Origin of the sequence: Bacillus sp. B15-48, from assembly GCF_016879755.1 — a bacterium.
Taxonomy (GTDB): domain Bacteria; phylum Bacillota; class Bacilli; order Bacillales; family Cytobacillaceae; genus Mesobacillus_B.
In genome coordinates this window covers 487121-507847 of the sequence record NZ_WOFU01000004.1, presented here as the reverse complement: position 1 = coordinate 507847, position 20727 = coordinate 487121, and the positions used below count along the sequence as shown (strand labels likewise).

The window sequence follows — 20727 nt, the reverse complement described above, 5'->3', positions numbered from 1 at the left end:
TAGGATCACAAACAGTGAGTGAGATTGAATCTAAGCATTTTTCTGTACGTAGTCATCCTTCCAAAAGGAAAGAGCTAACAAAGGGTTGAACACCAAGCTCACTCAAACAGTTTTTTGTACAGGGTCGAGCCACCAAAAAAGACCACGTTTTACTAACTGTTTGCGTCACTAACATTATGGGCTGAGGAGATTAATTTTCATGCATGGGTTGGGAGCGAAAGCTCATGTGAGTTTTTTGTACGAAACTTCCGATTGTCCCCTAAGAGAACCGTCCGGATGTATCAATTTTCTGAAAATAGTTGTTGACAATTCAATCTATTGTGATTATTATAATAATATAATCGCTTCTAGAAAGATTTTCCTCTTTCGTGATCCGCGAACTTTTTACAAACTTGCTTTCAATTAAAATATTATTTTATTTAACTGAAGAATCTATGTGACTTCGCAAACCGGAGCAAATGAGTAGATTAAGCCAGTTATATCAGGGGATCTTTCTGATCTTTTTGATATAACTGGCTTTTCTGTTTTCTAAAGGGGTGAAGGAATGGCAGGCGCGTTAGCTGGGTTGAAAATACTGGATTTATCAAGAGTGCTAGCAGGCCCGTATTGCACAATGATTCTTTCTGATCTTGGAGCGGAAGTGATCAAAGTGAAAGCTCCAGGGGGAAGTGATGATACAAGAGCATGGGGACCGCCTTATCGCGGTGGAGAAAGCGCCTACTATATGAGTGCAAACCGCAATAAGCAAGCAATCACCGTTAATTTAAAGACGGAGCAAGGAAAAGAAATCATTGAAAAATTAATCAATCAATCGGATATTGTGATTGAAAATTTCAAAACCGGAACGATGGAAAGATTGGGTTTAGGGTATGAAGACTTAAAAGCAATCAATCCGAAGATCATTCATTGCTCCATCACTGGCTTTGGCAAAAACGGTCCATATAAGGATTTGCCTGGATATGATTATATTATTCAAGCGATGGCTGGGCCGATTAATAATCTTGAAGAATTATTTCAAGATGAACAAATTGCTGCCCGAAAGATGGTGCAAGAGATCGAGCACCCGACAGCTGGCCCAATTTCATTAGTTGGCAGCCCGTTAAAATTATCAAGAACACCAGCAGAAGTGAGAACTCATCCGCCATTAGTGGGGGAACACAATGATGTCATTTTAAAAAATCTAGACTTTACCGAAGAAGAGATTAATCAATTAAAAAGAAACAAGGTAATTTAGGAATAGGGTGGCCTATTTCTCCCTGTGATTATCACACACAAAAATAGAATCACAGTTACCACGATACAATCATTTTGGAGGGGATATAAATGTTTAATCTACCAACAGTTGAATTTACAGAGGAACAAGAGAAGTTTCGTTTAGAAGTACGAGAGTTTTTACAGGAACATCTGGCTAAAGGGACCTTTAAAACGAAATGCGATTCATGGTTAAGCGGTAGTGACCCAGCTTTTTCAAAACTTATTGGCGAACAGGGTTGGATTGGTATGACTTGGCCAAAACAATATGGTGGTCAGGAGCGCAGTACGATTGATCGCTACATATTAACGGAAGAGTTTTTGGCAGTTGGTGCACCGGTAGCCGCACACTGGTTTGCGGATCGGCAACAAGGACCGCTTTTATTGCGCTATGGTACAGAAGAGCAAAGGGAGTTTTTCTTGCCGAAGATTATTAAAGGCGAATGTTTCTTTGCGATTGGTTTGAGTGAACCAAATAGTGGCTCTGATTTGGCTTCTGTCTTAACCCGGGCTGTCAAGGTCGACGGAGGCTGGATCGTTAATGGTGCGAAAACATGGAGTAGTAACGCACATACGTCACACTATATGGTGGCGCTAGTTCGGACCGAGCCATTAGGCGAGAAAAAGCATCAAGGGTTGAGCCAATTAATCATCGATCTGCATGCAGATGGAGTGACCATTAACCCGATTAAGTATTTGACTGGAGAACATCATTTTAATGACGTTATTTTTGAAGATGTTTTTGTTCCAGATTCTATGGTTGTCGGCACGATTGGAAATGGTTGGGCTCAGGGACTAGCGGAGCTTGCATTTGAGCGAAGTGGTCCGGAGCGAATTTTAAGTACGTTCCCATTACTTAGTGAATTAGTTGCTGAATTGAAAAGGCAGGGAGATACGGCAGGCATGAAGGAAGCGTCTAAAGTCATTTCCCGGATGTGGGGGCTGCGCAACCTTTCCATTGGCGTCGCAAAAGTTCTTGAAGAAGGCGGAGAAGTTGCGATTCCAGCGGCACTTGTAAAAAGTATTGGCACGAAGTTTGAACAAAGCATTCCGGAAATCACGCGCCTGCTTGTTCGAACGTATCCACGTCTTGAGGCGGAAAGAAAAATTGATCGGTTTATGGCGGAATCAACATTGCACTCACCAGGGTTTACGATTCGCGGTGGGACATCTGAAGTGTTATACGGAGTTGTAGCGAAAGGGGTAGTAGCACAATGAGCGAAATGAAGGAAATGATTGTTAAAGTCGTAGAGAAAATATTTAAAGATAAAGTGGACAAAGAAAAAGTAGATTTGATTGAACAAGGAAAGTGGTCTGAGGACGTTTGGCAAGTTCTTTTAGACAACGAAATGTTGGGAGTAGCTGTCTCGGAAAAACAGGGAGGAGCTGGTGGTGACCTCGATGATCTATTAAACTTGTATCGCCTCGTTGGAAAATATGCCGTCCCAATTCCATTCGTTGAAACAACATTTGCGAACCTTCTTCTTGAAAATGCCGGCCTTGATATTACAGCGGGGAAAGCGACCTATGCGATTGAAGAGCAGCCATCATTAACCGTAGAAAATGGAACAGTCTCCGGAACAATCGAAAACGTTGCATGGGCAAGATATGTGGATGTTTTAGTAGCTGTTGCTAAGGGGAGTTCGGGTCTAGAAATCGTTCAAGTATCATTAAAAGATGCAGTGATTGCGCCTAATACGAACTTGGCAAGCGAACCAAGGGATCAAGTCACCCTTATCAATGTACCGGTTCAGAAACAGAGCAAAATTACAAATGAGCAATTTGACTATTCTATTTCACTTGATGCCGCGGCAAGAGCTGCTTTAATGGCTGGTGCCATTGAAAAAGCTTATCTATTAACCGTTCAGTTCACAAAGGAACGCGAACAGTTTGGGCGTCAGATTCATCGCTTCCAGTTAGTTCAGCAACACTTGGCAAACTTAGCTGGTGAAGCTGTGATTACAAGTTCAGCGATTGATAATATGATTGCTGCAATTCTTGGCAATCGACTTGAGAACGAAGTCGGCTATACTCGAATTCGCGTGGAGGAAGCGGCAAAGACTGTGGCAGCAATCGCCCACCAGGTACACGCAGCGATTGGTGTGACCCATGAACATAGCCTTCACCATTACACAAGACGACTGTGGTCTTGGCGAGATGAAGGTACAGGCGAAGCCTATTGGTCGCAGCAAATGGCAAATCGTTTAATGGAAGTAAATGAAGATGATTTATGGAGCTACTTAACTTCATTCAGCAGAAGTCTTTCAGTTCGATAAGTGGAAAGATGAATGCCAAGCTTTTATCATTCAGTGGGGGTTTAAACCCAGGCTGAATGAAGTTAAAGCCTCCGGCGGATGCCACGATTTTTTAAAAAAATGTAATTTTTCGAGCTCGTTCGAAAAAAATCGGGCGCAAATACGAAGCAGGTTTTACAACGATAAGGGGGATATAAAAATGGCTGATTTACTATTTGAAGTAAAGGATCGGATTGCAACAATCACACTCAATCGTCCTGACAAGATGAATGCCTTTAGTGAAGAAATGATTTACAGTTGGATTGAGGCATTAGAAACGGTTCGCGACTCGGATGAAATTCGTGCTGTGATTGTGAAAGGGAACGGAAAAGCCTTTTGTGCCGGAGGCGATGTGAAAGCGATGGCAGCAGGGAAAGGGTTTTTTGAAAGTGAAACAGATCTATCATCGACCGCTCTTGCGCGTAAAAATTCGTTGTGGAAACGCATCCAGCGCATCCCGCTTTTATTAGAAGAAATTGATAAGCCAGTCATTGCTCAAGTGCATGGGTTTGCTTTTGGAGCCGGACTTGATATGGCATTAATGTGTGATATCCGGATTGCTGGCGAGTCAACGAAGCTTTCCGAAAGTTATATTAATGTTGGCATCGTCCCAGGAGACGGTGGGGCTTATTACTTACCAAAGCTTGTCGGCATCGACCAAGCGCTTGATATGCTTTGGACAGCACGTGTATTAAAAGCAGCAGAAGCAAAAGAAAATGGGCTTGTTACTTTCGTTGTTCCCGATGAGGAATTAGAGCAATTTACCATTGATTATGCAACAAAGCTCGCAAACGGACCGGCAACTGCGATTCAGTTTATTAAGCGTGCTGTTTACCAAAGTCAAAAGATGGATTTAAGATCATCTCTTGATTATATCTCCTCACAAATGGGGCTAGTAACAGAGTTGGAAGATCATAAAGAAGCTGTAGCGGCATTAGTCGAGAAGCGAAAACCGAACTTTAAGTAAAGATACAGAGTGGACGGTTCGTGCGCCACGAAGGGAGCATCATATAGTGGGTGGGACTCCCACTGAGAAAGGTTTAGCAAATTATTCAAAGTGAGTCTTGGACAGCACAGAAATGTTGGTGCATGACACCCGGTGCGGGAAACAATACCGCATCGGGGGAGCATGCACCGTTTTTCTTGAACGAAAAGAAAGTATATAATTTTGGGTCTACCACAGTCATTCGTGCTGTGGTATTTTCGTTTAACATTTTACGGAAAATTTTTTTCGGAGTAGGCCATTTATGAACATTTGACCGAAGAGATTTGTAGGCTTTTTAACCGATAATGCTGGTAACGCATTTTTTAATCCAAGTACTCGGATAAAAAACACCAAATTTCCGTGATATATTGCTAGTACTCGTAATAAAACGCTGTAAAATGAAGGGTTAATCCGAGTACTCGCAATAAAACGAGGTCAGAAGGTCGATATAATCCCTGTACTAGCAATAAAAAACGGCCAAAAATCGGTTTAATCCAAGTACTAGCAATAAAACAGTCTTAACATCACGGTTAATCCAAGTACTAGCAAAAAAATATAACCTATCTATGAACTATCCACCTTTTTAATCCAAGTACTGGGAATAATAAGCCTTCATTTCACAATCAAATGAGTTGTTAATTAATCATAGAGAACGATGTAGGTGGTACGTTTCTTTTTTGAAAATATCATTCATGTCCTCCTGTGATCATTTTGTGGTTTTCCCGAAACGTTCATTTAACTAGAATATATAGCATTTGATAAAAGGACCGGGCGGTTTTTGTTCGGTTTTTATTCTTTCGATTTTCATCTGTCAGGGGGGGCCACCTATTTGGATTAGGTTTTGTTATAGGGCTGCCTCATTTTATTAGATGAATCAATTCACACCAAAATCACTCGATAAGATTTTATGAATCGTATCTTTATCAGAAATTGTTTTCATAGAAAATGTTTCTTTATAATTTTCATATCCTTTTCCGGTGATAATTAAGCCATCTTCTTTTTTTAATTGATGCAAGGCATACGCAATCGCTTCTGTTCGGTCTTCTATTACAACTACATTTTTATAAGGTCTGCTTAATTTATAGAGTTCATCCAACATCATAGCTTGATCAACCCCATTTAAATCGTCAAGGGTTAAGATGACATGATTACTTAAAAATTGACTGATTCGAACCATCTCTTCTCTTTTAGTTAAATCACGTTTTCCTCTGAAACCAAAAATATGATAGAGATTGTGTTTAATAAATTGCCTTGCAGTGATTAAGGCGTGAGAAAGACCGTCTGATGTGTGTGCATAATCGATAATTGCCTTCGCACCAGTTGGTATGTGGATGATATCGAATCTTCCAGGCGCTCCTTCAAAATGTTCGAGTGCCTCAATAATTTGTTCGGGTTCAAATCCTAAATCCCTTGAACAAATATAGCTGCCGAAAGCATTGAATGCATTATGTAAGCCGGGTGTTTTGAGTTTTAAACGAACTTCTTTTTCGTGATCGTTGATTAATAAAGCAGTATTATGACCTGGATGAACAGACTTTAGTTGTATTGGCTCATTTTTCCCTTTATTAGCGAATGAGGAAACTGGCACTAACTCTTCCGCTAACTCTTGATACAATCTTTCTCCCCAATTCGTGTAAGCGCCAATAATTCCTTTGCCGTTTTCTTTTAAACAACGAAATAATTTTTTCTTTGTTTGATAATAATTTTCAAGATTGTCATGATAATCTAAATGTTCGTGACTCAAATTAGTAAATAAAGCATAGTCAAACATGTGTCCAAATACACGATGTTGATCCAAGCCATGAGAAGAAACTTCCATTAAAACAAATTCATCATGACTATCAAACATCATTTTTTGTAAAGATATAGGATCTGGAGTGGTTAAATTAGCTTCGTATTTTTCCCCATTTAAATAATAACCAGCCGTTCCTAATAAAGATGCTGTTTTCCCGTTATGATTCAAAATATGATGCAACATATAAGCTGTTGTAGTCTTTCCGTTAGTGCCTGTAATACCAATAAGTTTATGTTTTTTATGCGGCATTTCGTAAAATTGATTAGCCAAAATCGTTAAGTATTTTCTACAGTTATCAACACGAAAATATGGAATGGATATTTCCTGATCTAATTCCTTTTCACCAACAATGGCAGCAGCTCCATTTCTGATTGCTGATTTAATATAGTTATGACCATCAGATTCATTCCCAGAAATAGCAAAAAAGAGAAATCCGTTTTTTACCTTTCTAGAATCAAATGCCAAACCATAGATATCAATATTAGATGAACAAGTCAGGCCGATGGATTGAATTAATTGTTTTAAAGGGATCTTCATGTTCTGTTCCTCATTTAAGTTTGATTTAGAATTAACTATTTTAGTATCTGAAAATCGCTGAAAAATATCCCTAATCGTTTAAATTCTCCAAGTATTAAATCGATAGTTGGTGCTTGAGCCCCAGTCAACAGGGTCAGTAAGAAGTGAAAGGTTTAGGCTTTTGTGTTTCCATTGAACATGCAAAGTACAGGGATCATTTCTTTAATGAGGTGGGATTCCATCTGGTGCTTTGTACGGAAATGTTGACGGAAAACTAAGGAGAGAAGCGCAGGACCACCTTGTTAAAGGAGAAATAAAGTTTATCTTTGTTGTTGATTTATAAAATGAGGGAATTGATATTCCAGAAATGAATACGATTCTTTTTCTGCGACCAACAGAAAGTTTAACGGTTTTTCTTCAGCAATTAGGAAGAGGATTGCGGTTAGCTGAAGGGAAGGATTGTTTAACGGTTCTCGATTTTGTAGGTCAGGCACATAAGTTTTGTTTGGAGGCTAAGAGAAGAAATGCCATCTTATTTAGTTCCAAGGGCTAATAAAAGTGTTTTTTTAGTTATTATGTAAATAAAAGGGCTTACACTGTTTCCGCAAGAAACACTGGAACCCGATAATGCAAATTGAATTAGCAGCGTCAAATAGGCCCAGATTTTTGTTTAAGAGGAGCCTATTTGACGCTTCCTACTTATAGTGATTTATTTTTTTAAAAACCTAAAATTCAAATTCTCTCATTTCTAAAACTCGGCAAAAACAGGTATAGTAAACATAAAGATTTTAAAATGGAAGGAGCAGTTACATGGCGAACCTTAAATACGAAATTGTAGAAACGGTTGGAGTGGTGTCTGAAGGGGCAAAAGGTTGGAAAAAGGAATTGAATTTAATTAGTTGGAATGATCGTGCTCCCAAGTACGATTTACGGGACTGGGACGAAGCCCATGAAAAGATGGGAAAAGGAGTTACACTTTCGAAGGAAGAATTATTGCAACTAAAAGAACTGTTAAATGGGATGGATTTTTAGTTTTAGGCTTTGATCTAGCATGCCAACTAATTATATAGGAGGCTGGCAATAGTTAAATTCCAATAATTTGCAATTTTCTCCGTTTCCTGCTATGATAAAGAAGAATTATTTTTGTTCGGTGTAAAGGATCGTATGAATATGGACTTTTCGTCTTGATGATACTTTGGGCAAGAGTAGTAATACAATGTGTGGGAACGCACTAGGAGGCAACAAAAATGGAACAAGGTACAGTTAAATGGTTTAATGCAGAAAAAGGTTTTGGCTTTATCGAACGTGAAAATGGAGACGATGTGTTCGTACACTTCTCTGCTATCCAAAGTGAAGGCTTCAAATCATTAGACGAAGGTCAAAAAGTAACATTTGACGTCGAGCAAGGTGCTCGTGGAGCTCAAGCTGCTAACGTTCAAAAAGCTGCTTAATCTTAAATTGTTTATACAAACAGGCTCTTTATATAGGGCCTGTTTTTTATGTTCTCCGTATTTTTCTTCTAGAAATAATGACTTAAATAATATATTGTGTACCTAAAACAATGAAAGCCCTACCTCTCTTTCATCCTTACGGCTCCTTGTCCGTGCCAGTGTGAATCAGGATTACAAAAATCAAGTAACTATTTTAACGCGTTATTTAATCTAACTTCAAACGGTCGTAAAAGAAATTTAAATAATTAAAATTGGATTAGATTGTAGAAATAACAAAAGTGGTTAATGCTCTAAAGGTGAGTTGAAGAAGTTGAATGTCTTTGAAAAGATGTCCTTTTAATAATAATAAACCTATTCCAAAAAATTTCAGGATATTTTCAGGAGATCTAAAACATTATCTTAAATCAACCTTAACAGAAACTATTTATTTGATTTTCAGTAATGCCTTTAATTAATCCCAGTTCACTAATCAAAAATTCATGTGCATTATCTAACATTTTTTTTTCGCTTGTATTTAGTGCTTTTTCTTTCTTCATACGCATTAAATCACGTACAACTTCAGCACATTCTTGTATTTTACCCGTTTTTATTTTGTCCGTGTTCACTTTATACCTTTGTTTCCATGGCAGTAATCTATCTGATTCTCCATGCTGAAAAATGTGCATGATGCGTTTTAATGCAATTATGTCAGTAACAGGGCGTATTCTTGAACTCAATATTTTACCCGTAGGAATCATGACTTGCATATTACCGATTAACATTTTTATGACATAATACTGTTGTTTTTCCCCTGAGATTTCCTTTTCTTCTATGGCTTTAATTATACCTGCTCCGTGCATTGGATAAATAATGTTTTCGCCAATTTGAAACAAATAATCCACCTCCATATATGGTAACCTTCTTAACCTTAACATACCTATATTTTTATATCAAATTTTTAATAATATCATGAATTAACTTTAAGTGTCAACAGATTTTTCTTTGGGAATAAGAAATAAAAGTATTCTTTAAAAACGGAGCAGAATTGACGGGAAATAGTCTTCTTGGGGAGAGAAGACTATTTTTCATGAATTAATTGTTCCACTGCTGGAAGACCAGCTGGTGCCCATATTAATGAGCTAATCACCTCTTCTATATTATTATTTTCTCTCTGAAAATTGTAGTGAAATTTAAATAGAAAACTTGTAGAAGTTGAGATGGATAAAGATACAAAAGAACAAATAAATAACCACAAGTCAGCGTTTATATGCGCTGGCTTTTAGTTCATCCTAAATCGAACTGTGGAACTGTGGAACAATCCTTGTGAAACAAGATTTTTCGGGGCGTCACTGTGACGATTTGTTATGGTCTATCCGGTTCGTATGCTGGGATAAATTTCGTTTTCGATGATTTTTTCTTTTTATCTTCTGATTTTACCGTTTCCTTGTTCCCAATTAGATACAAAATCAAAATAATAATCATTAGTCCTCCAGAATAACTAAAAGTCATGCCGTACCCAACATAATTCGCTAAGAAACCTAGACCAATGGAACCAATAGCCAAACCAGAATCGATAAAAATTAGAAGCATGGAATTGGCTGTTGCTTTTTTCTCAGGTGGAACAAGAGTTAATGCCCAAGCTTGGATAATTGGATGGAGTATAGCAAAAGCGATTCCGAATAATGCCCCTGAAACCAAAACAGTCCCCATACTAGTTGAAAAGCCTAAAAGAATCAAACCTGCTGCTCCTGAAATCGCGGCTGGAATAATAAGAATTTTGTGACCGAAACGATCGAAAATTTTACCAGAAAAAGACCGAATGGTGACCATTGCAATTCCTTGTGCAATAAAAAACTGGGAAATGCTTCCGCCAACATGAATCTCTTCTCCAAACATCCCCATAAAGTTGACCGTTCCAGCAATGGTCATATAATTGAGGGAGACCAAAATACATGGAAGAAGGACACGTTTATCGAACATGTACTTATAAAAAGGTTCTTTAGGAGTCGTCTGTGTAGGTTCCTTTTCGAGTTTCCTCGGACTTTTGGTGAAAAAACTGCATAAAAACGAAAAAAACATTAGACCGAGAGTGAGCATCATCAGCGAATGGAATGAATAATTTGCTAGATAAGAAATGGCGATTAGTGGTCCAATTGTCGTCCCAACGCTTGTAGACATGGCAAAAAAAACAATGCCCTCCCCTAACCTAGATTTAGGAACAATACTGCTTGATATCGTAAAGACTAAACTCGTAAGCATACAAAATCCAATCCCTTGTAGTGCTCGAATGAATATTAAAAATCCGATCGAGTCGTTTAAAAAGGTAAGGCCGATTGTCCCTAAAAAATAGAGAAGGGAAATAATGAGCAGTAATTTCATATTCACTTTTTGGATAATGACACTCGCAAAGAAGCGCGTTATTAGTGAAGCCAACATTAAGGTCGTGGTCATCGTTCCAGCAAGCGCAGGATTATCACTAATCGTTGATACAAAGATTGGGAAACCTGCTGTAATCATATAAAAAGAACAGAACATGACCAAAGACAATATGATAATAATGACATATTGGTTCGTCCATAGTTTCACTTTTATTTTACCCATGATATAAAGGACCGCCTTTCAAAGCTATTTCTAAAAATAGTAATGATTTATATATGGAAATTGCTTTTTAAATTGCTACAAATTTATTCTTACCTTATTTTTGATAAATATTTAGAGTTATTTTCAATCAAAGTTAGTAAAGATATATAACAATCAAAATTGAGAAATCCTAACTTAAAAACGTAAATAAGCTCTTCGATAAATGCAACGAGGCAAATCAAGAGGATCTGTTTACAAAAGAAAAATACAATAGCCACAAGTCAGCATCTAAATACGCTACCTTTTAGATTGTGGACTGTGGAAAAATACATGTGGAACAAGATTTTTCGGGGCGTCACTGTGACGAATATAATTTATAAAGAAGGTTAACGTAAATAAAGATTGGAGGTTAATCATATGGAAAAAGGGCCGAGTTTCATTCGATCTGGTGATGAGAATAAGACTATAGCTTTAACTGGAACTTATGAATCAGATCAGCCACGGAAGGAAAACAACACAAAGATTCAATCGGAAAAAATGCGCTACAAAAATGCGGATAAAATTTATGAATAAGCCGAAATGACAAGTAAATTCGTATAAAAAGAAACCCGTCAATTTTTGACGAGTTTCTTTTTATGTTAGGGGAGATGATGCAAAAGACCTCTGATGATGAAAAGGCAGAATGAGCAGAATGAATAGAATGAACAGAAAGACGAATCCATATTATTCCTGTATGCAATTTTATGGAAAAACAATAAAATATTAACGTATACTATTAGAAAGGTTGATTAAACAACATGATTGGACACAAAGCAGCAGGGTTTTTGATTCGATTAGGATCGGATCAATAATTATTGACGGATTATTACTAATACCACTCTATCTTATTTTTATGTTATTAAGTGTATCTGATATTGGCACAGAAATATTTGTAAATAGCATTAATTTTTTATATTATCTTATTATCCCTGTGATATGGTCAGGTTTTACAGTTGGTAAAAGGGTAGTAGGGGGTAAAATTGTTCGTATAGATGGCAAAAAAGTAGGAATTGGTACAACATTAAAACGATATATTTTGGCTTCACTTGTTTATGTTATTACACTTGGATTTGGATTCATAATTAGTGCATTTATGGTAGGATTACGAAAAGATAAACGATCTATACATGATCTAATTGCAGGAACTCAAGTAATCTACACGACTAAAAATTAACCTGTTGTTTCTAGAAGCCTTGGAGGAATTCGCCATTAGGCCGAAGAGAATGAGTCTTAACAACCTTTATGCAGCTTAACCACCTCAAGGGGATCGTTTAAAAAAGAACAAATATAATAATCACAGGTCAGTATATCTTTTTGCGCTGGCTTCGCTTTTAGTCTGTAAAAAAAGAAAACTGTATTGGAGTGACTCCATTTAGTTCAGCCTAAATCGAACTGTGGAACAATCCTTGTGAAACAAGATTTTTCGGGGCGTCACTGTGACGGGAAAGGATAGTAGATGAAAAAGCTAAGTCATATTATTAAGTTTCATGAAATTGATCCTAATACGATTCCAAACTACTATGAGTATGGTTTTGTTATTAATAGGATTAAAAAGAAATTGTTTCAAGAGTTTGGCTTTGAATTTAAGATGTATGCAGATGAAGAAACAACAAATGAAATCTGGGAAATATTAGAGGAAGATCTTCAGAGTAACAAAAATGAAGTAAATTTAATTTCATATATATTTGATGGAATAGAAACCTCTACGATCTCGTCTAATCACACCCAAGAAAGGTTAGAGTTACTCATTAAGCCTAGAATAACTAATGCCCTTTACTACTATCCAAATTATAACGTAGCATTAGCACGAACACCTATATTCCAAAATCACAGTGAAATGGACCATGATTTTATTCTTGCAAAAGATAATAACTGTATGGTGGGCTTTCTTGAATATGTCTTAGAACGAAAAAGAGAATATATTAGAAATCACGTTACTGTATTTACCGATACTGAAGATGGTGTTGACAACAAAAAAGAAAAAATAACCACCTTGGTAACTAGGGAAGAAGTTTTCTTAGAAGAAAATCTAAAAAAAGAAATTTATCGATCTATTGATGAGTTTTTCTCAAAAAGCGGAAGCTTTTTTAAAACATATAATATCCCTTATAAAAGGGGAGTTCTTCTATATGGGAAACCTGGTAATGGAAAAACAACTCTCGTTAAATCTATTGCAAATAGTATTACGGCTCCGGTAGCTTATTGGCAAATCACAGAATTCACTTCAAGCTATTCTATTCATGAAGTATTTTCAACAGTAGCCAAAATGGCTCCGATGGTACTAGTCATTGAAGATATTGACTCAATGCCAGAAGCTGTGCGTTCTGTCTTTTTAAATACGCTAGATGGCGCAACCTCAAAAGAAGGAATATTTCTAATAGGTACTACTAACTATCCTGAAAAAATTGATCCCGCACTTATTAATCGTGCTGGTCGATTTGATAGAGCCTATGAAATCAAATTACCAACAGAAGATTTGCGTTATGGGTATTTACTAAAGAAAGGAATGGATCAATTCATTTCTTTAGAAGATGTAGAGAAAGTAGTTAAGGAAACAAAAGGGTTTTCTTTTGCGCAGCTTAATGAATTATATACCTCTATTGCATTACAATGGCATTATGATCGAAAAGTTAACATAGATTTATTATGTTCTGAACTACAATCAGATAACAAAAATAGTAAAAAACGGATTTGGGATTCAGAACTAGACTCATATAATTTAGGCTTTCGGGTTTAGTCGTTTCTGAAAATAAAAATTCCCTCAGTTACACTAATTCTTATTCAACGGGCTCGTTTGTTCAATAAGAATCGATGTTATTATTTTGATTTCAACAAATAAGGATTTCCTACAATCGGATACTTTTCCGAAGTAGCGGTAAAAGTCCAATTTCTCAATTTTAATGCTGGGAAATTGGGCTTTTTATATTTTTAACTTATAGAGGAAAATAACTCCTAAAATGACAGTGGTTGAAACAAGCAGGCTTATCATTTAAATCGTTCGGGGTGTCCCTGTGACGAATACCAATAAGTTGACTGAAGCACTCGGTATGATATGGTTTTCATATGGGGATAGTTACCTATATTGGTAGGAGAAATAGCAAAAAGATGAATTAGACTTAACCGGTTTTTAACATCCCTAGTTTGCTAGGGAAATTTTAAAAAAACATAAGATTATGTAGAGAGGAGTTCCACATGAAGTTAATTGATGAGTACTTCAAAACAGCGCTGGAAGCCTGGGAGATGATGCAAAAGACTTCTGGCGATGACGGGGCAGAATGGGCAGAAAGATTTGAGCGTTATTTTTATGAATTTATCGACGAATTGAAAAAATGGTGGGCAACTCTTCAACCAAAGCCAACGAGTATAGAGGAGATTGAGGAGTTACCTGAAATAAAAAAGTGGATGGAGCAAATCCCTGCTCCAGTGCAACTAAATTTTCTAACGGAATTAGAGGATATGTTGGATGGTATAGATACAGAGCGATTTGATTAAATAGTAGTTAGGTTGTTCACTATTCCTAGATACCTGGAAATATCAACTACCTTATATACTTTAATCAATCATTTAACAATATGGAAAAAAAGAGACCCATGTGCTCCTCATAAGCCACTATTGATTTTGTTTGCGTTAGGACAGTTTCAAACAAAATCTTCGGGGTTATTATCTTATGAGATTGTAAGAGTAAAATTAATTAAAATAATCATCACAGGTCAGCGTTTATATACGCTGGCTTCTCTTGTGCGACGGGCAGTTGCACCTTTGCAGGACCACTGCAAGAACTAACTTATATAGGTTGGGACACGCTACGGCGGTAAAACGGTCCCCGAATCCTGGAAGGTTATTTCTCTCGGAGGTGTAAGTCCTCCCATAGGAGTGCTGGCACAACCTATGAAGTCTAATCTAGGGCATTATTGTGAAGTAATGTCTGAAGGAGATGCGGAATGTCGAGAGAACCGTAGACGGATAAGCAGACCCAAATGCGAAAGCGTGAAGCACATACGGCCGGGTAAGTTGACGACTGTGCGAGAATAACGGGAAGTCCTCACTGTAAATTACAGGAGTCCTTTAATCAAAGAGCCAGCCGATTAAAGGGAGCTTATCAAGTGAAGGTGCTGGGTATGTTTAGAAGGAAAGTGTAATGACCCCGTGAGGTCTTCACTCTCAATTTCAGGTGGTGTCATATAAGAGTAATTCGAAGTTGACATTACGAGTGAAGAAGTCAGACGCTCTCATAGTACGGAAGTAAGAATGTGACTAAACACATTCCGAACGGAAGGGGATGCGACCTCGTGGTTCTACTCTAATAGAGGTGTGTAATGAAAACAGAACACGTTACCTCGGTAAAACGAACTGGATGTACACAATGAAAGGTGTGGAATAAGCATTGAATCAAGAACTGAAATTGAAATGGCATAGTATCTACGGACAAATTCTCTTTGACCGAAAACTAATGGCTGCCTGGGAAAAGGTAAAGTCTAACAATGGAGCTGGTGGAATCGATGGTGAGACCATTCAAAGCTACGAAGCTAACGAGAACGAGAATATCAATCAACTTCTTGCGAAACTTCGAGCGAAAGAATACACACCATCACCTGTCAGAAGACAGTATATTCCCAAGAAAAATGGAAAAATGCGACCACTTGGAATCCCCAACATTGAAGACCGCATTGTCCAACAAGCCGTAGTAAACGTAATAGAACCAAAATGTGAAGAATTTATTTTCCACAACTGGTCATGTGGCTACCGCCCAAATAGAGGTGCTAAAAGAGTAGTGCAGCTTATAATGTGGAACGTGGAAAAAGGCTATAACTATATCTATGATTGCGATATTAAAGGCTTCTTTGACAATATTCCACATAAGAAATTGATGAAGGTGCTTCAGAAATATATAGCAGATGGGACCGTCCTAGACCTTATCTGGAAATGGTTAAAAGCTGGCTATATGGAAGAAGGCAAATTCCATCAAACAGATTCTGGCACTCCGCAAGGAGGCGTAATTTCACCACTTCTTGCGAACCTCTATTTAAATGAATTAGATTGGGAACTAGACCTTAATGGAATTCGTTTTGTGCGTTATGCGGATGATTTTCTTCTATTTGCGAAAACAAAGGAAGACATCAAACGAGCCGAACAAATTACCAAAGGCAAACTAGCAGAATTGGGCTTAGAAATCTCTATCGAGAAGACCAAAGTCGTGGATTTTAACCATGATGATTTCGATTTCTTAGGATTCACCTTTGAACACTGGAGAAACCGAAAGAAAGATGGAAAACCATACTTCATAGCTAAACCTAAAGAGTCCACATGGGATGACTTTCGCCAAAAGATAAAAACCAAAACGAGAAAGACCTTTACATATAGTAAAGAGGTTTGGATAGAGAAAGTAAATCCTGTAATTAGAGGAAAAGTAAATTACTTTCTAACTCTTTGGGAAGCAATAAAGGCAAACGAAGAATATGGATTAAAAAGCAACTGCTACTTTAATGTCATTGGAAATGAATTAAAGGCAATTGATGGCTATATTAGAAGAAGGTTACGAGTATGCATGATTCATAAACACCCAAGTCAAAGAAAAGGGTGGACAATGACAACGAAATGGAATATCGAGTTCTTCGTTCGAATCGGATTGGTAGCGACTTTTCAATATTACTACGGAAAACAATATGGCTATACTCCAGAATCCTACATTGATTATATGAAGAAGAGCCAAGAGAAGAAACAACAAAAGAAGGTCCAAAAAGCAAAAGAACGCGGAAGGGAGTATTATACACCTGACCGCGTTCGCAAAATGAACTATGCACAAAGAATAGCAAAGTATTCAATGTAACACGTTGGTAAGCCGTATGCCTTAATAGGGCACGTACGGTTTGATAAGGGGGGAGCCTTGTGAAAGGTTTCCCTACTTTATTTAGTTTGTAAAAAAAAGCAAACTTTATTTGAGTGACTCCATTCTTAGTTCATCGTAAATCTGCCGTGGAACAATGCCTGTGAAACAAGATTTTTCGGGGCGTCACAGTGACGGAGGTCATGGATCATTCTCGTTTTCATTTATTTTTACATGTTTCATGTGTATAATCATTCATATGATTATGGGACTATCTATCCGTAGATTCATCGAAGGGGTCACCAATCAGTCATTGTTTATAATAAACGCAATGAAACTGAAATTGAAAGCCAGTAAACTAAATGAAATAACGCCATTGTGAAACCTTATAAACTGATTTCACCATATTTTTATTATCAACATTTATATTATCTATTTGCGCGGGCTTCGCTTTTAGTCTGTAGAAAAAGTAAACTGTATTTGGGTGACTCCATTTTTAGTTCATCCAAATCGAACTGTGGAACAATCCTTGTGAAACAAGATTTTTCGGGGCGTCACTGTGACGAAAATTTTAAATAGGAGGTATGATATTAGAATGAGTAGGTTTCCGGAAGAGGCAATACGTATGCTAAAAGAGACAAGCCGTACATTTTATATTCCGATTACTTTTTTGCAGAAGGAGTTAAAGTATTCGGTTGCATCTGCTTATTTAGTATTTCGGGCAATTGATGAAATTGAAGATCATGAAGAATTAGATAATGAGGTAAAATGTACGATTTTAATGCAAGTTGGCGAATTATTTAAACAACCATTTGATAACGAAGAGTATGTAAGAATTCTTGGTCGCACAAAAGAGCAAATGCCCGAAGTTACCCTTCGTTTAGAAGAATGGCTGCAAGCTTGTCCACAAGATGTTTTGCCCATTGTTACGAACGCTGCTAGTGAAATGGCATTTGGTATGGCAAAATGGGCAAAAGCAAACTGGGAAATCCGTACACGTGAGGACTTGGATGACTATACATACTACGTTGCAGGACTTGTTGGAGTTATGCTTTCAGACCTTTGGGAGTACTATGGCGAAGAAAAAACAGATCGGGAACTTGCAATCAGTTATGGGCGCGGGCTTCAAGCGGTAAACATTTTGCGAAATGAAAAGGAAGATTTGGCTGAACGTGGTGTAAGCTTTGTACCTGATGGCTGGAATCGTGCAAAGTTATTCGAATATGCAGATGAAAACTTGGCAAAAGCAGATGAATATATGAAGTCTCTTAATAAAAAAAGCATTGTATTGTTCTGCCGTCTGCCGCTTGCTCTGGCGCATAAAACGTTAAAAGCAATGAGAGAGGGGCGAGAAAAAATGACACGTGCAGAAGTAGAGCAAACGGTGGAAGAAGTTCAAATCCGTTAATTCCCTGTTATGCTAGGTGTCGTGAACTCGTTTATATTATTATCTGCCGGCTCTACCATCGAACGGCGGTGAAATCTGTAAGAAACTTGATGATAAAGGTAGGTGTTGGCGTTGGCCAACTCAATCGAGCAAAGAAAATCTGAACACATTCATATTACGCTGAACGAAAAAGTTACAGGGGAGTCGATTTCCACAGGATTGGAGTCGTATGCGTTCATCCACAATGCGCTCCCCGAAATTGCTTTTAATGAAATCTCCATTGAAACTACATTCCTCGGTTTTGAATGCAAAACGCCGTTCCTCATTAGTTCTATGACGGGTGGGACAGCCCTCGCTGAGACAATTAACCGGAACCTGGCAGCAGCGGCCGAAGAAAGGGGCTGGGCGCTTGCGCTGGGGTCCACTCGGGCACTGCTTGACAGCGACGGACACTCCTCCTCTTTCTTGATGAGGAAGTACGCACCAAGTGTCCCGATCATTGCAAACTTGGGCGCTGTCCAGTTCAATTACGGGTACGGTGTCGAGGAATGCAGGAAAATTATCGATATAACTGAGACGGATATGCTCGTCCTTCATTTGAACAGCATCCAGGAAGTCATTCAGGAAAAGGGAGATACGAACTTTAAAGGGTTATTAAAGAAGATCGAACAACTGTGCAGCACGCTGGAAGTTCCGGTCGGGATCAAGGAAGTCGGATGGGGGATTGATGGTCAGACAGCCAAAAAATTAAGTGATGCCGGTGTTGCGTTTATCGACGTCGCCGGAGCGGGAGGTACTTCCTGGAGCCAGGTAGAAAAATTTCGCACCAAAGATCCGGTCCGGCGTGTTGCTGCCGAAGCATTCAGCGAATGGGGAATACCGACGGCGGAATCAATCAAGTTGGTTCGCGGAGAAATCGGGAACATTCCGCTGATTGCGAGCGGTGGAATGCGGACGGGGCTGGATGGCGCCAAAGTCATTGCGCTCGGTGCCGATCTGGTCGGGTTCGGGAAATCCATCTTGAAGGAAGCGACCCAGAGTCTGGAAGATGTTCTTGAGGTAATGAAAATCCGAGAAATGGAACTACGAATGTCGATGTTTGGAATCGGGGCGCAGACGATTCAGGAATTGAAGAATACCATGCGCTTGAAGGAAAGTTGATAGCAGATCTTCAGTTGGCTCAAGAAAGATCCAGGCCTTGCTGGCGCGCAGGTATTTGACTAGTTGGGGGAAAAGCTGAAGTGTAACCCTTACAAGTGAGGGGAAAAGACCGGGGCGGTTCTAATGTTTCCCTAGTTGTTGCCAATTAAACTGGTCATTTTTAGATTGAAAAGTTAAAGAAGCAATTGTAATATGGAGACAAGCCGTATACTAATGCAGGCAGGATTGAATTCTTCTGCCTGTTTGTTGTTGATTAAATACTTAAAGAATTCAAAAAAATTTTGAGTTTATCTTGAACGGTTTTTTATATTTTTACTTACATATTGGAAAGTTTTCATTCGTTTTTTCGTTGTTAGCATTGTGATGGGTACTATCTTTACCGTTGAAGTAGAGGAAAATAATCATTTACTAACAAAATAGTTTGAAAAATTTGTTAATTAGAAGGGTTTAGGAACAACAATTTTGAATAACGGTAGTAAAACATATATTTAAGAGCAGTTTAACATAAAAGATGGGCGCTGGTTGGTGGTTAAATAATGGTCGTTTGGAAAACACGTAAGGAGGAAAGAAAGAGATGATGACGAACAACACGGATATCGAAATCAAGAAAAAAAATGGGATATGTCTACTCACGTTAAATAAACCAGAGGTCCGCAACGCCCTTGGTGTTGAACTAAGAATAACATTGACGGAACTTTTTAAGGAAATTGACAAGGACGACAGCATTAAAGTTGTGATCCTTACAGGCAATGGTCCAGTGTTCTCTGCGGGAGGCGACTTAACTACATTACGAGAGCAGAGGTTGATAGAAGGTAGGAAACGAATTCTAACTGGTCATGAGTTAATTCGCTTGATGTTAAAACTCGAAAAGCCGATTATTGCTGCTGTGAACGGTCCAGCTGCAGGAGCAGGAATGAGTCTTGCCCTCGCCTGCGACTTTATCATCGCGTCCGAACGAGCAAGCTTTATTTCAAGCTTTTCCAAAGTAGCACTTGTTCCAGATTTAGGAAGCGCCTTTTTTTTATCGCAAATACTAGGGCCTTATTTCGCGAAAAAAATCATGATGACAGGTGAACCAATTACAGCACAGAAGGCTTTCGAGCTCCAGATGGTCAATGAAGTGGTTGCAGAAGAACAATTAATGAAAACCGCATACTCATTTGCGGAACAGTTGGCATGTGGACCAGGTATTTCCAACGGTTTGACAAAGATGTTGGTAAATCGAAGCATGTACGGGAATCTTGACGATGTGTTGGAATACGAAGCTTTCTCACAAGCAATGTGCTTTGAAACTCAAGATTTTATAGAAGGAGTTGATGCTTTTTTTAATAAGCGCCCAGCAAAGTTCCAGGGGAAATAATCATCTAGCTTTCACTAAAAATGCTGTTGCCCAGATTGTACGCATGATGAACTTTGTTAAACATAAACCAATGTATAAAACATTATCAATCAAAGGAGGGGAATA

General features: G+C 38.2%; 17 protein-coding genes and 2 pseudogenes. 16 read left to right on the top strand and 3 right to left on the bottom strand.

Annotation, left to right across the window (positions count from 1 at the left end; translation table 11 throughout):
- Window positions 1–544 precede the first annotated feature (544 nt).
- The 4 genes from GNT69_RS15775 to GNT69_RS15760 all read left to right on the top strand — a co-directional run bounded on the left by GNT69_RS15775 (window position 545) and on the right by GNT69_RS15760 (window position 4512).
- The gene (locus GNT69_RS15775; RefSeq protein ID WP_203555922.1) at window positions 545–1234 is read left to right on the top strand and encodes a CaiB/BaiF CoA transferase family protein; all 690 of its coding nucleotides are present in this window, start codon (window positions 545–547) and stop codon (window positions 1232–1234) included.
- Window positions 1235–1323: 89 nt separating this feature from the next.
- Window positions 1324–2469, top strand: coding sequence for an acyl-CoA dehydrogenase family protein (locus GNT69_RS15770; protein WP_203555921.1), 1146 nt, complete (start codon window positions 1324–1326; stop codon window positions 2467–2469).
- The gene (locus tag GNT69_RS15765) at window positions 2466–3527 is read left to right on the top strand and encodes an acyl-CoA dehydrogenase family protein (RefSeq protein WP_203555920.1); all 1062 of its coding nucleotides are present in this window, start codon (window positions 2466–2468) and stop codon (window positions 3525–3527) included. Before GNT69_RS15770 ends, GNT69_RS15765 begins: the two co-directional genes overlap by 4 nt.
- Before the next feature lie 178 nt (window positions 3528–3705).
- A complete protein-coding gene (locus GNT69_RS15760; protein WP_203555919.1) occupies window positions 3706–4512 on the top strand; it encodes an enoyl-CoA hydratase/isomerase family protein in 807 nt (268 codons plus the stop codon).
- Between the two features lie 892 nt (window positions 4513–5404).
- Here the strand turns inward: GNT69_RS15760 and GNT69_RS15755 are convergent.
- Entirely contained in the window at window positions 5405–6862 is a 1458-nt protein-coding gene (locus tag GNT69_RS15755) for a UDP-N-acetylmuramoyl-L-alanyl-D-glutamate--2,6-diaminopimelate ligase (RefSeq protein ID WP_203555918.1), read from the bottom strand.
- A gap of 140 nt (window positions 6863–7002) precedes the next feature.
- Here GNT69_RS15755 and GNT69_RS15750 point away from each other — a divergent pair.
- From GNT69_RS15750 to cspC, 3 genes and pseudogenes are all read left to right on the top strand, one after another.
- Window positions 7003–7340, top strand: a pseudogene (locus GNT69_RS15750) (helicase-related protein); the annotation flags it as partial.
- Between the two features lie 311 nt (window positions 7341–7651).
- Window positions 7652–7873, top strand: coding sequence for a YdbC family protein (locus GNT69_RS15745; protein ID WP_203555917.1), 222 nt, complete (start codon window positions 7652–7654; stop codon window positions 7871–7873).
- Window positions 7874–8088: 215 nt separating this feature from the next.
- Window positions 8089–8292, top strand: a complete 204-nt coding sequence (cspC, locus tag GNT69_RS15740) for a cold-shock protein (RefSeq protein ID WP_203555417.1) — start codon at window positions 8089–8091, stop codon at window positions 8290–8292.
- A gap of 410 nt (window positions 8293–8702) precedes the next feature.
- Here cspC and GNT69_RS15735 read toward each other — a convergent pair whose 3' ends face one another.
- The gene (locus GNT69_RS15735) at window positions 8703–9164 is read right to left on the bottom strand and encodes a CarD family transcriptional regulator (RefSeq protein ID WP_203555916.1); all 462 of its coding nucleotides are present in this window, start codon (window positions 9162–9164) and stop codon (window positions 8703–8705) included.
- Window positions 9165–9633: 469 nt separating this feature from the next.
- A complete protein-coding gene (locus GNT69_RS15730) occupies window positions 9634–10872 on the bottom strand; it encodes an MFS transporter (protein ID WP_203555915.1) in 1239 nt (412 codons plus the stop codon).
- A 396-nt stretch (window positions 10873–11268) separates the two neighbouring features.
- On the opposite strand from GNT69_RS15730, the gene GNT69_RS15725 reads away from it, so the two are divergent.
- From GNT69_RS15725 to GNT69_RS15690, 9 genes and pseudogenes are all read left to right on the top strand, one after another.
- A complete protein-coding gene (locus tag GNT69_RS15725) occupies window positions 11269–11424 on the top strand; it encodes a hypothetical protein (RefSeq protein WP_203555914.1) in 156 nt (51 codons plus the stop codon).
- A 211-nt stretch (window positions 11425–11635) separates the two neighbouring features.
- A complete protein-coding gene (locus GNT69_RS15720; protein WP_239094246.1) occupies window positions 11636–12064 on the top strand; it encodes an RDD family protein in 429 nt (142 codons plus the stop codon).
- Window positions 12065–12346: 282 nt separating this feature from the next.
- Window positions 12347–13627, top strand: a complete 1281-nt coding sequence (locus GNT69_RS15715) for an ATP-binding protein (protein ID WP_203555913.1) — start codon at window positions 12347–12349, stop codon at window positions 13625–13627.
- 455 nt (window positions 13628–14082) lie between these two features.
- Window positions 14083–14382, top strand: a complete 300-nt coding sequence (locus GNT69_RS15710) for a hypothetical protein (RefSeq protein WP_203555912.1) — start codon at window positions 14083–14085, stop codon at window positions 14380–14382.
- Window positions 14383–14421: 39 nt separating this feature from the next.
- A pseudogene (locus tag GNT69_RS26045) lies at window positions 14422–14539 on the top strand (phosphorothioated DNA-binding restriction endonuclease family protein); the annotation flags it as partial.
- A 735-nt stretch (window positions 14540–15274) separates the two neighbouring features.
- Window positions 15275–16717, top strand: a complete 1443-nt coding sequence (gene ltrA / locus GNT69_RS15705) for a group II intron reverse transcriptase/maturase (RefSeq protein ID WP_203554114.1) — start codon at window positions 15275–15277, stop codon at window positions 16715–16717.
- Window positions 16718–17309: 592 nt separating this feature from the next.
- Window positions 17310–18122, top strand: coding sequence for a squalene/phytoene synthase family protein (locus GNT69_RS15700; protein ID WP_203555911.1), 813 nt, complete (start codon window positions 17310–17312; stop codon window positions 18120–18122).
- A 111-nt stretch (window positions 18123–18233) separates the two neighbouring features.
- Window positions 18234–19262, top strand: coding sequence for a type 2 isopentenyl-diphosphate Delta-isomerase (gene fni / locus GNT69_RS15695; RefSeq protein ID WP_203555910.1), 1029 nt, complete (start codon window positions 18234–18236; stop codon window positions 19260–19262).
- 574 nt (window positions 19263–19836) lie between these two features.
- Window positions 19837–20622: an enoyl-CoA hydratase/isomerase family protein gene (locus GNT69_RS15690; RefSeq protein ID WP_239094245.1), complete on the top strand. Its 786-nt coding sequence runs from the start codon at window positions 19837–19839 to the stop codon at window positions 20620–20622.
- Window positions 20623–20727: the final 105 nt, after the last annotated feature.

Coding starts and splice junctions, on each gene's coding strand:
- GNT69_RS15715 (WP_203555913.1), top strand. CDS start 12,347: ATGAAAAAGCTAAGTCATATTATTAAGTTTCATGAAATTGATCCTAAT.
- GNT69_RS15730 (WP_203555915.1), bottom strand. CDS start 10,872: ATGGGTAAAATAAAAGTGAAACTATGGACGAACCAATATGTCATTATT.
- GNT69_RS15725 (WP_203555914.1), top strand. CDS start 11,269: ATGGAAAAAGGGCCGAGTTTCATTCGATCTGGTGATGAGAATAAGACT.
- GNT69_RS15700 (WP_203555911.1), top strand. CDS start 17,310: ATGAGTAGGTTTCCGGAAGAGGCAATACGTATGCTAAAAGAGACAAGC.
- GNT69_RS15775 (WP_203555922.1), top strand. CDS start 545: ATGGCAGGCGCGTTAGCTGGGTTGAAAATACTGGATTTATCAAGAGTG.
- cspC (WP_203555417.1), top strand. CDS start 8,089: ATGGAACAAGGTACAGTTAAATGGTTTAATGCAGAAAAAGGTTTTGGC.
- GNT69_RS15690 (WP_239094245.1), top strand. CDS start 19,837: ATGATGACGAACAACACGGATATCGAAATCAAGAAAAAAAATGGGATA.
- GNT69_RS15770 (WP_203555921.1), top strand. CDS start 1,324: ATGTTTAATCTACCAACAGTTGAATTTACAGAGGAACAAGAGAAGTTT.
- GNT69_RS15765 (WP_203555920.1), top strand. CDS start 2,466: ATGAGCGAAATGAAGGAAATGATTGTTAAAGTCGTAGAGAAAATATTT.
- GNT69_RS15760 (WP_203555919.1), top strand. CDS start 3,706: ATGGCTGATTTACTATTTGAAGTAAAGGATCGGATTGCAACAATCACA.
- GNT69_RS15710 (WP_203555912.1), top strand. CDS start 14,083: ATGAAGTTAATTGATGAGTACTTCAAAACAGCGCTGGAAGCCTGGGAG.
- GNT69_RS15745 (WP_203555917.1), top strand. CDS start 7,652: ATGGCGAACCTTAAATACGAAATTGTAGAAACGGTTGGAGTGGTGTCT.
- GNT69_RS15755 (WP_203555918.1), bottom strand. CDS start 6,862: ATGAAGATCCCTTTAAAACAATTAATTCAATCCATCGGCCTGACTTGT.